Source organism: Amycolatopsis sp. NPDC059021 (assembly GCF_042739895.1).
Classification (GTDB): domain Bacteria; phylum Actinomycetota; class Actinomycetes; order Mycobacteriales; family Pseudonocardiaceae; genus Amycolatopsis.
This window is the reverse complement of sequence record NZ_JBHYIQ010000007.1, coordinates 23785-33601: the sequence shown is the minus strand read 5'-3', so window position 1 is coordinate 33601 and position 9817 is coordinate 23785. Positions and strand designations below refer to the sequence as shown.

At 69.0% G+C, this 9817-nt stretch carries 9 protein-coding genes; 7 read left to right on the top strand and 2 right to left on the bottom strand.

What is annotated here, in order from left to right:
* Positions 1–132: 132 nt before the first annotated feature.
* Positions 133–1683, bottom strand: a complete 1551-nt coding sequence (locus ACFWX1_RS05645; protein WP_378384199.1) for an amino acid permease — start codon at positions 1681–1683, stop codon at positions 133–135.
* A gap of 166 nt (positions 1684–1849) precedes the next feature.
* Positions 1850–2992, bottom strand: a complete 1143-nt coding sequence (locus ACFWX1_RS05640) for a glycerophosphodiester phosphodiesterase (protein ID WP_378384197.1) — start codon at positions 2990–2992, stop codon at positions 1850–1852.
* 182 nt (positions 2993–3174) lie between these two features.
* Here ACFWX1_RS05640 and purD point away from each other — a divergent pair, with 182 nt between their 5' ends.
* The 7 genes from purD to ACFWX1_RS05605 all read left to right on the top strand — a co-directional run bounded on the left by purD (position 3175) and on the right by ACFWX1_RS05605 (position 9676).
* On the top strand, positions 3175–4449 hold the full coding sequence (gene purD / locus ACFWX1_RS05635) for a phosphoribosylamine--glycine ligase (RefSeq protein ID WP_378384195.1): 1275 nt from the start codon (positions 3175–3177) through the stop codon (positions 4447–4449).
* Between the two features lie 121 nt (positions 4450–4570).
* On the top strand, positions 4571–4966 hold the full coding sequence (locus tag ACFWX1_RS05630) for a PE domain-containing protein (protein ID WP_378384194.1): 396 nt from the start codon (positions 4571–4573) through the stop codon (positions 4964–4966).
* Positions 4950–5561: a DUF3558 domain-containing protein gene (locus ACFWX1_RS05625; protein ID WP_378384192.1), complete on the top strand. Its 612-nt coding sequence runs from the start codon at positions 4950–4952 to the stop codon at positions 5559–5561. Before ACFWX1_RS05630 ends, ACFWX1_RS05625 begins: the two co-directional genes overlap by 17 nt.
* Before the next feature lie 10 nt (positions 5562–5571).
* Complete coding sequence (locus tag ACFWX1_RS05620; protein WP_378384190.1) at positions 5572–7254, top strand: hypothetical protein; 1683 nt, start codon at positions 5572–5574, stop codon at positions 7252–7254.
* A 2-nt stretch (positions 7255–7256) separates the two neighbouring features.
* On the top strand, positions 7257–8030 hold the full coding sequence (locus tag ACFWX1_RS05615; protein WP_378384189.1) for an ESX secretion-associated protein EspG: 774 nt from the start codon (positions 7257–7259) through the stop codon (positions 8028–8030).
* 136 nt (positions 8031–8166) lie between these two features.
* On the top strand, positions 8167–8484 hold the full coding sequence (locus ACFWX1_RS05610; protein WP_378384187.1) for a hypothetical protein: 318 nt from the start codon (positions 8167–8169) through the stop codon (positions 8482–8484).
* Between the two features lie 49 nt (positions 8485–8533).
* Positions 8534–9676 carry a WXG100 family type VII secretion target gene (locus tag ACFWX1_RS05605; protein ID WP_378384185.1) on the top strand — a complete coding sequence of 381 codons (1143 nt, stop codon included), beginning with the start codon at positions 8534–8536 and terminating at the stop codon, positions 9674–9676.
* Positions 9677–9817 lie beyond the last annotated feature (141 nt).

The window sequence follows — 9817 nt, the reverse complement described above, 5'->3', positions numbered from 1 at the left end:
TCTCCGCGAGTGCCCCACCCACCGCGGGGGCCCCCCCACCCGACGGCCACGCCGGGGAGGGCCCCCACCGCGCACCCCCGGCCGGTTCGGGCGCCCTTCACTGCCCTGGAGTCCACAAAGGACGCAGGTGGGTCAGCCGAGGTCTTGGAGTTCCCGTTCCACCGCCGCCAATTCCTCCGCGCTGCCCTGCACCTTCGGTCCGGTGAACCACTTCCGAGCCGAGACGGCCCACCACAGCGCCGCGCCGCCGAGGACGACGAGGAACGCGATCGGCGTGTAGTTGAACGTGTCCACGGTGACCGGCGCGGCCTGCGGCAGCATGAACAACACGAAGATCACGACGACCCACACACTCGCGACGATCCCGATCGGCTTCCCCCACCGGCCCAGGTTCCACGGTCCCTTTTCGAACCGGTCACCCATCCGCACCCGCAGGAACACCGGAATCACATACGCCACATACAAACCGACCGTCGCGATCGACGTCACGGCCGCGTAGGCCGTCGCGCTCCACAGGTACGGCAGCGCCAGGATCAGCGCGCCACCGGCGGCGAGCCACACCGCGTTCGTCGGCGTCTGGGTGCGTTTGTTGATGCGGTGCCAGATCTTCGAGCCCGGGATCGCGCCGTCGCGCGCGAAGGCGTAGATCATCCGCGAGTTCGCCGTCACCGACGCCATCCCGCAGAACAGCTGCGCGCCGATGCAGATCAGCAGCAGGAACTTGCCGGTCACCGCGCCGGTCGCGTCGATGAAGATCTGCGCGGGCGGTACACCGGTGGCCGAGCCGACAGCGCCGTCGTAGTCCTGGATGGCGAAGGTCAGCCCGATCAGCAGGATCCAGCCCGCCACCAGGGAAACGAGAATCGACGTGACGATGCCGCGCGGTCCGGCTTTGGCGGCGTTCTTCGTTTCCTCGGTCATGTGCGCGGAGGCGTCGTAGCCGGTCAGTGTGTACTGCGCCAGCAACAGCCCGAGCGCGAACACGTACACCGACGATCCCCAGCCGGTCTGGTTCTGGAAACTGCCGAACACGAACGACGCGTCCTGGTGTTTCGCCGGTACGAACACGAGCACGCCGACGATCACCAGGACGCCGAGCAGGTGCCACCACACGCTGACGCTGTTGAGGATCGCGACGATCCGCACGCCGAAGGTGTTCAGCGCGCCGTGCACGACCAGGATGATCGCGAGCAGCAGGATCGTATGTCCCGGTGTCGCCGCGAAACCCCATTGCAGGTCGAGAAAAGCGTTGAGGAACAGGGCCGCGCCGAAGTCGATGCCCGCGGTGACCGCGATCTGCCCGATCAGGTTGAACCAGCCGGTGAACCACGACCAGGCGGGACCGTTGCGCGGCGCCAGTTTCGCCGCCCAGTAGTACAACCCGCCCGCGGTCGGATAGCTCGAACAGACCTCGGCCATGCCGAGCCCGACCAGGATGACGAACAGGCCGACCAGCGGCCAGCCCCAGATCATCGCGGCCGGCCCACCGGTCTTCATGCCGAAGCCGTACAGCGTGAGGCAGCCCGAAAGGATGGAGATGATCGTGAACGACACGGCGAAGTTGTTGAACGCCGACATCGTCCGTTTCAGTTCCTGCGCGTAGCCGAGCTGGTGCAGGCGGGCGCTGTCGTCGTCGGCCGGGTCGCCGGCGGGTTTGGTGTTGGCCTGGTCGGAGACATCCATCGGGCTACCCCTCGAAAGGTATGCGGACAGACCATTGAGATCCGCAGAAAGTAACCTGGGTCACCAGGGGTGTCAAGGTTCCGTCAAGAAGCACGCAACGCTCTGAAGGCCACCTTGAGGGAACTCAAGTCCCTCAAGGTGGCCTTCAGAGACCTTCAGGCGTGCCTCAGCGGCCGAGGAAGTCGTGCAGCGACTCCAGCGCGGTGTCCGGCTGGTCGGCGAAGAAGCCGTCGACGCCGGCCTTGAAGAACGCCGCCTCCTCCGCGAAGACGTTCCCGTACGCGTCGGGCTTGTCCGACGAGCGCAGGTTCTTCGGCAGGAACGGGTTCTCGTTACGGAACGTGTACGGCTGGACCTTCAGGCCCGCCGCGTGGGCGTCGCGCACGATGGCCGTCGGCTGCGTCAGATTGCCCGCCGCGTCCAGCGGGATGATCTGCGACTTCGCGGGACCGAGGTAGTCCGCGTACTTCGCGACCTCGCGAAGTCCTTGCGCTGTAACAAGATCGGCATAGGTCCGCTTGTCGCCCTTCGCGACGAAATCGGCGGGCGCGCCGGTCGCGTCGGTCAGCTGCAGCAGCGGCACCCGCACCTGCTTGTGCAGGGCGATCAGGTTCGACACCTCGAACGACTGGATGATCACCGGCGCGTTGCGGCGGTTGAGCCCGTTGCGGTCGAGGATGGCCACCAGCTTCGGCTCGGTGGGGTTCCCGATCGACTGGAAGTACGTCGAGTGCTTGACCTCCGGGTAGGTCCCGACCGTCCGGTGCAGCTCGCGCGAGAGCCGCTTCGTCAGGTCGAGCACCTCCTGGTACGTCGCGATCTGGTAGCGGCCGTTGTACATCTGGTTGTTCGGCCGGTTCTGCGGGATCCGCTCCACCGCGCGCAGCGTCTTCAGCTCCGCCAGCGTGAAGTCCTCGGTGAACCACCCGGTCAGCGGTGTGCCGTCGATCACCTTCGTCGTCTTGCGCGAGGCGAACTCCGGGTGTTTCGCGACGTCGGTGGTGCCGCCGATCTCCGGTTCGTGCCGCGCGACGAGCTGACCGTCCTTGGTGGGCACGAGATCGACGTCGACCCAGTTCACGCCTTGGCGGAACGCCAGTTCGTACGAGGCGAGCGTGTGCTCGGGGCGATAGCCGGGCGCGCCCCGGTGTCCGATGATCACGGGGTCATCGTGCCCTCGGCCGTAACCCGCCGCATTCGCGGAGTCCGTCTCCGCCGGAGCGGCACTCGCGGGCCCGACGGCCAGTCCGGCGACGCCGAGCAGGGCGAGACCGGTCAGTGCGAGCACGCCCACACGCTTGCGCTTCATCTGCAACCTCTTTCGCTTCCGGGACGGGTCCCGACTTACCGCGACACCCTTGACAGTGCAAGCATCCGGTCGGCGTCGCTGCCCGTAAGCACGCTTGACGTCCGGGTGAACACCTCGAGGCCACCGCTGCCGTGGGTGACGGCGAAGTGTCGGCGCCGGGGACCGCCGGTACCCTGTCCGGCGTGCGCGTATTGGTAATCGGGTCCGGCGCCCGTGAGCATGCACTGGTCCTCGCGGTGTCCGGCGATCCCGCCGTCACCGCGCTCGCCTGTGCCCCCGGCAACGCCGGAACCGCCGCGGTGTCCGAGCAGCTCGGCGTCGACGCCGCCGACCCGGCGGCGGTGACCGCGCTGGCCAAGGACTGGCAGGCCGACCTCGTCGTCATCGGCCCGGAGGTCCCGCTCGTCGCGGGCGTCGCCGATGCCGTGCGCAAGGCGGGTATCGCCTGCTTCGGCCCGTCGGCCTCGGCCGCGCGGATCGAAGGTTCCAAGGCGTTCGCCAAGGACGTCATGGCGGCGGCGGACGTGCCGACTGCGCGCAGTGAGGTCGTGGACACTCCCGCGCGGCTCGACGCGGCCCTCGCCCGCTTCGGCCCGACCTGGGTGGTCAAGGACGACGGGCTCGCCGCGGGCAAGGGCGTCGTGGTCACCAAGGACATCGAGGTCGCGCGCAAGCACGCCCTGATGCTGCTCGACGGCGGCCACCCGGTCCTCCTGGAGTCCTTTTTGGACGGTCCGGAGGCGTCGCTGTTCTGCTTCGTCGACGGCAACACCGTCGTCCCGCTGCTGCCCGCGCAGGATTTCAAGCGTGTGGGTGACGGCGACGCCGGCCCGAACACCGGCGGTATGGGCGCGTACGCCCCGCTGGGCTGGGCGCCGGAAAACCTCGTCGACGACGTCGTCGCGAGGATCGTGCAGCCGGTCGTGGACGAGCTCGTCGCGCGCGACGCGTCCTTCTCGGGCCTGCTCTACGCGGGTCTCGCGCTGACGTCCGACGGCCCGCAGGTCATCGAGTTCAACTGCCGGTTCGGCGACCCCGAAACCCAGGTCGTGCTGGCGCTGCTGGAGTCCCCGCTCGCCGGGGTGCTGCACGCGACCGCGACCGGCAAGCTCGCCGAGCACCCGCCGTTGCAGTGGTCCGGCGGCGCCGCGGTGACCGTCGTGGTCGCCGCGGACGGCTACCCCGGTAAACCCCGCACGGGTGACGTCATCACCGGCGGTGAGCTGGAAGGCGTTCTGCACGCGGGCACGCGCCGTCGCGACGACGGCGCTGTCGTCTCCTCTGGCGGCCGCGTGCTTTCGGTCGTCGGCACCGGCCGCACGCTCAAGGCCGCGCGCAAGCACGCGTACGAGACCGTCGAGAAGGTGCACCTCGCCGGTTCGCATCACCGCACGGACATCGCGTTGCGCGCGGTGAACGGCGAGGTCGCGGCCCCGGTGGCGGATCAGCACGCGTAAATCTCCGGCAAGGCGGAACCGGACCGCGGTGGACTTCGTCGAATTGAAGCCATCGCTACACCCGCGTTGGTAGCCTCGATGCAGCCAGCCGGTGACCGTCCGTATCACGTCAGGGGAACGCATGCCAGGAACCCCAGCCACCACAGAGGGACTCGACCTGACCGGCGCCGTCCCCGTGGCGCCGGGCGTCGCCGACGTCATGGTCGACCCGGACAAGCTGCTCGCCGTCGCGAAGGTGGTGGAGGAGCAGGTCAAGGCGCTCGAGGACAAGCTGCTCACGCGACTCGGCCAGCTGCGCATCGACAGCCCGTCGGCGGACATCATCAGCACCAACGCCGTCGAGGCCTGGAACGGGCTGGTCGCGGACGGGGACCAGTCGTACGCGGGTCAGGTCCGGGAGTACGTGGCCGGGCTGCACCGGCTCGTCGCCCAGCTTCGCGAGGCCGCGAAGAAGTACAGCACCGGTGAGGCGGACAAGGCCGCGGCACTCAGGGAGCGCGGTGGCCACCGCACGTAAGCACGGGCTGTGGTTCGCCGGTGGCGTCCTCGTCACCGCGACACTCGCGGGCTGCTCGTCCAGCACGGACGGCACCCCCTACCCGGTGGAGACCGCGGCCAGTTCGCTCGCGCAGCGCGCGAAAGCCGCGGAACTTCCGGTGCGTCCCAAGGATCTTCCGGTCAAGGGCGTCGATCCGTGTTCGCTGTTGAGTCAGCCGCAGCTGGCGCAGCTCAAGATCACCGGCGCGCCGCGGCCGGCCGCCGATCAGCCGGACGGGCCGACCTGCGTGCTGGACGCGAAGGACGCCGAGCCGTTCTTCGCCTACCACGTCCGCACGATCGGCGCCGACGTCTCCGAATGGCTCACCGGTGCCCGGCGCAAGAACAGCATGACCACGCGGCCGAACCCCGTCGGCGGATTCCCCGCGATCACGAACTTCCGGGCCGCCGGCACCCCCGCCGACTGTGAAACGCTCGTCGGCGTCGCCCCCGGGCAGACGCTCGCGGTGCAGGCGTTCGCGATCACCGCGGGCGCGTTCACCCAGCCACGGCTGTGCGAAATGTCCGCGCAGGCGGCCGATCTCGCCCTGCAGACCTTGAAAGCACGCAACTGAGGGAGCGCGCGTGAAGATCTCCGAGCTCGCGGGCAGGATCCGCGACCAGCGTTTCGACGGCTGGACCAACACCGCGATCGCCACCGAGATCGAGCGGATGACCACCGGCGACGGCATCGGCAGCATCGGCGTCGCGGTGGACGCGCTGAAGTCGGTCGCCGACGCCCTCGCGCAGACCGACCACACCCTGCGCGCCGAACTGGCCAAGATGGGCGTCGAATGGCAGAGCCAGGCGGGCGGTCAGGCCGGGCAGGTGTTCACCGAGCAGGCCGGGTTCTCCCAGGACGCGAAGGTGAAGGTGACCCACGCCGCGGAGATGATCTTCGCGCAGGGTGAGGCGTTCAACCGGGCGCGGTACAAGCTCCCCGACGCCGAAACCGTGCGCAAGGGAGCGGGCGGATTCACCTTGAGCGACACCGTGTTGAGCCTGATCGGGTTCGAGACCGACCACGCGCGTCAGGTCAGCGCCGCCAACAACGCCAGGGGGCAGGCGCTCGCCGCGTTGAACGAATACGCCAAGGAGAGCGGCGAGAACCTGCTCTCCACCGAGACGTTGAGCAAGCCGGAGGCGCTCAAGGCCGCGCCGGTCGGTGACTTCGGGCCGACCGCGCTCGCCGGTTCGGCGGTCGACCTGACTCCGGACGGCAGCGTGAAACCCGCGGCGGCCGAGGTCCGCTCGCAGTACGTCGAGCCGCCGCCGCAGGCGCAGCCCGTGCGCTACCAGGCCCCGGCACCCACGCCGGTCGACCCGCCGACCCCGGCCTACGGCATCGCGGCGCAGGCTCCCCGGCAGACCGCCACGGGCAGTCCGGCCGGGTACCAGCCCACCGCACCGAGTTCCGCGCCGACAGCGCCGGCCGGCGTCGCGAAGCAGTCGGCGCCCGTCGGCTGGGTGAACGCGCCGGGCCGCGGCCCCGCCGAGTCCGCGCCCGCACGACCGGGTCTCGCGCCCACGCCCGCAGTGCCTCCCGCGACCGGCGAGTTCGTCCCGCCCGGTGCGCCGGGTAACCCGGTCATCGGCGGCACGACCGGTGTCGGCGGTACCAGTGGCGTTGGTGGCGGACCCGGTGGCACGGGTGGTGGCCCCGGCGCGACCGGTAGTCAGCCGGGACGTCCGGTGGTTCCCGGTGGCGGTGCCGCGGTGGCCGGCGGTACGACTGGCGTCGACGGCTCGCTGGGCCGTGGTGTGTCCGGAAGCGCCGACACCCGGGGCGATCAGGCGCTCGGCAAGGGCCGCACGGTCGGCGCCGCGCCCCAGTTCCCCGGCCAGGCACCACAGCCGGGTCTCGTCAGCGGTTCCGGTGTCGTGGCGCCGAAACCGGTCGGGTCCGCTGGCGACCTGGGCGCGGGCGCGGCAGCGATCGGTGCGGGCGGGATCGGCGGCGCGTTGAGCGGTGAGCGGGATCGGCAGCGTCGCGGCTTCGGCTCCGGGGGTTCCGGCAAGGGCAAGGTCGGCCCGCTCCCGGTCGGTGAACTGCCGGAGGAGGAAGCGGTCGCGCTGCGGAAGTCGGAGCAGATCAGCCCGAAGCAGTCGCGTGGTGACGCCAAACTGCTCTCGAAGGCCGCGTCGCAGGACGGCCAGGAGACCGAGGACGCCGAGCACGTGCGCCGGTACGGCGTGGACGACAAGGACCTGTTCGAGGACCAGCGCATGGTGTCCCCGGACGTCATCGGCGACAAGGATGTGCGCTGACCGTGCCCGCCGAGAATGGCAGCCTCGTGCTGTCCGCGCTGGAGTTCGACATGCTCTGGGAGGCCGAAGGCCTGCCGCAGCGCCACGCCGCGCTGGACGTGCCGACTCCGGGCGTCACCCACACCGAGCGGGCGGAACTGGTCGAACAGGCCTGGTCGTCACTGGCCGCGCGGCGCCTCGCCCGCGGCCACCGCGCGACCGGCGAACTGGTCGACATGTTCCACCTGCTGGCGCGTCCGCAGCTCTCGGTCGACGTCTGGGTGTGGGCGGAGCGGGAGATTCGTGGCCGCGCCGTCAGTCTCGGCCGCCAGGCGCTGCTGGGCGTGGTCGACGAGGGACAGGTCTGGCTGATCCCAGCCCGCGAAGGCATGCTGCCGGAGGCCGCGGTGTCGGTCGCCGGGGAACTGGGTCCCGGCATCGGCCAGGCCGTCAGCGTCCCGCACGACGTACTGATGGCCGCCGACGCCGACGCACGTGGCGACGCGAAGGCGCTGGTCACCGCGCTGGAGGACCGGCGGATCCCGCTGTTTCAGGCCCAGGAACTGGCAGGCATGCTCCTCGGCCAGCAGGCACGAGGCCAGTTCGGCGCCGAACGTATCGGCCGCGACGGCGTCGCCCATCGGGCTTCGCGTGTCGTCGCCTTCTACGACACGGATGCCGGGCGGTACCTGTTCCAGCTCGGCAAGGACGCCGACGGCAGCGACTGGGCCACCATCGCCCCGGCCGACAACGCCCTGCTCGCCGACCGGGTCCGGGAACTACTCGCCGAAGCCTGAATCTGCTCGCCGGGGTGGAGTTTGGTGAAGATCCGCACACGGGGTGCAGCCGAAGTCTTACAGTATGCGCGGGAACCGTCCTGGTCGTGCCGACGTCACACCAGGTGGACGCAAGCTGCGAAGGGGATGACGAACCGTGCCTGTGTATGACCCGGATTCCATGGGCATTGCCGCCAAGCAGGTCGAGAAGCTCAAGGACGAGTTCGAGAAGTCCAAGAAGCACCTCACGGGGATGGACCACGAGAAGGAAAGCCCCTTCGGTGGCATGACGGGTGCCGACGACGCGCACGGCGCGGTCGGTCACTTCAAGCAGGGCGTGCACAACGAGTTCGACGCTGCCGGGAAGCTGATGGAGGCGACCAGCTTCGCGCTGCGTAAGGCCGCGGGGCTGATCACTGAGGCCGATCAGGTCGCCAAGAGCGACGTGACGCTGCACCAGCACGGAAACCAGTGAGCGCGCCGCTCGTGGCGGGAAAGACTTTTGAGAGCGAGGGGGTGGAGTAGTGCCGGCCGAGAAGATCGAGAATCCGCCTAAGAACTGGAACGTGCTCCAGGACAAGGCCGCGCAGGTCGAGAAAATCAATCCGCAGGCCATTCAGCAGGCCGCCGATCAGTTCAAGAACGCGGCGAGCCAGGCCGGTGATCACAGCGCGGCGCTCAAGTCTTCGACGGATGCCCTCAACGGCGGAGTGTGGTCGGGGCCAGCGGCGGACAATTTCTTCGCCTATGTCAAGCGGATCACCGCTGCGGGTGACAAGGTGCAGAAGCATCTCACAGAGGTCAGTGACGATCTGACCCACTTGCAGGGTCAGCTGGCTGACATCAAAGGGAAGATCACCAGCAAGCGCGACGACCTGAAGAAGAAGTTCGACAGCGAGATCCCGCAGCAGCAGGCTGCTGCGGATGCCGCACAGGCCAAGGCCGACGCCGTACGCGACAACGGCAAAGGCGAGATGCCCAACCCGTCGGCCAGCAAGATCGTCCAGGACGCCCGCACCACCAACGAGCAGCTCGTGGCGACGGCGGCTGCTGACGTGGACGGTCTGATGGAGACTGCCGACAGGCTGATCAGCAAGTCCCAAGAGCTGATGAAGACGCAGATCGAGGGTGGGTACAAGGACGTTCCGCCGCCGGGCAAGGACGGGACGATTCCGCAGAGCACCGGCGGCATCCACAGCAACGGCGCCATGTCGAACCACGGGGGCGGCGGAGGCGGCGGTGGAGGGGGCGGCGGTGGTGGAGGCGGTGGCCTCGGCCCCAGTGGCGGGCCGCCTTCGTCGCCACCGCCGGGCAACGTGCAGCAGTGGATCCAGGAGGCGATCAAGGCGCTGCAGGCCGCGGGTGTGAACGTCACCGAGGCCGATATCCCGAATATCTGGGCCATTATCCAGCACGAGTCGGGCGGTAATCCCAACGCCATCAACAACTGGGATTCCAATGCCGCTGCCGGGCACCCGTCGAAGGGGCTCATGCAGTGCATAGACTCGACGTTCAACTCGCACAAGCTGCCCGGGCACGACAACATCTACAACCCGGTCGACAACATCATCGCGGGCGTGAAGTACTCGATCAGCCGCTACGGTTCGATCGCCAACGTCCCCGGCCTGAAGGCCATGGCGCACGGCGGCGCCTACCAGGGTTACTGAGCCGAAGTCCGTGAAGGCCCCATTGAGAGACGCCAAATCTCTCAATGGGGGTTTTCGCCGAGGTGGTCTGGCTTCGTTGTGGGGCGCCGCGACGGCGTCGCGAACGCTCCGTTCGGGACGTTCATCGTCGGCAACGGAGCG

Excerpts from the sequence above, each read along its gene's own strand:
- ACFWX1_RS05645 (WP_378384199.1), bottom strand. The coding sequence starts at position 1,683 with ATGGATGTCTCCGACCAGGCCAACACCAAACCCGCCGGCGACCCGGCC.
- ACFWX1_RS05640 (WP_378384197.1), bottom strand. The coding sequence starts at position 2,992 with ATGAAGCGCAAGCGTGTGGGCGTGCTCGCACTGACCGGTCTCGCCCTG.
- ACFWX1_RS05630 (WP_378384194.1), top strand. The coding sequence starts at position 4,571 with ATGCCAGGAACCCCAGCCACCACAGAGGGACTCGACCTGACCGGCGCC.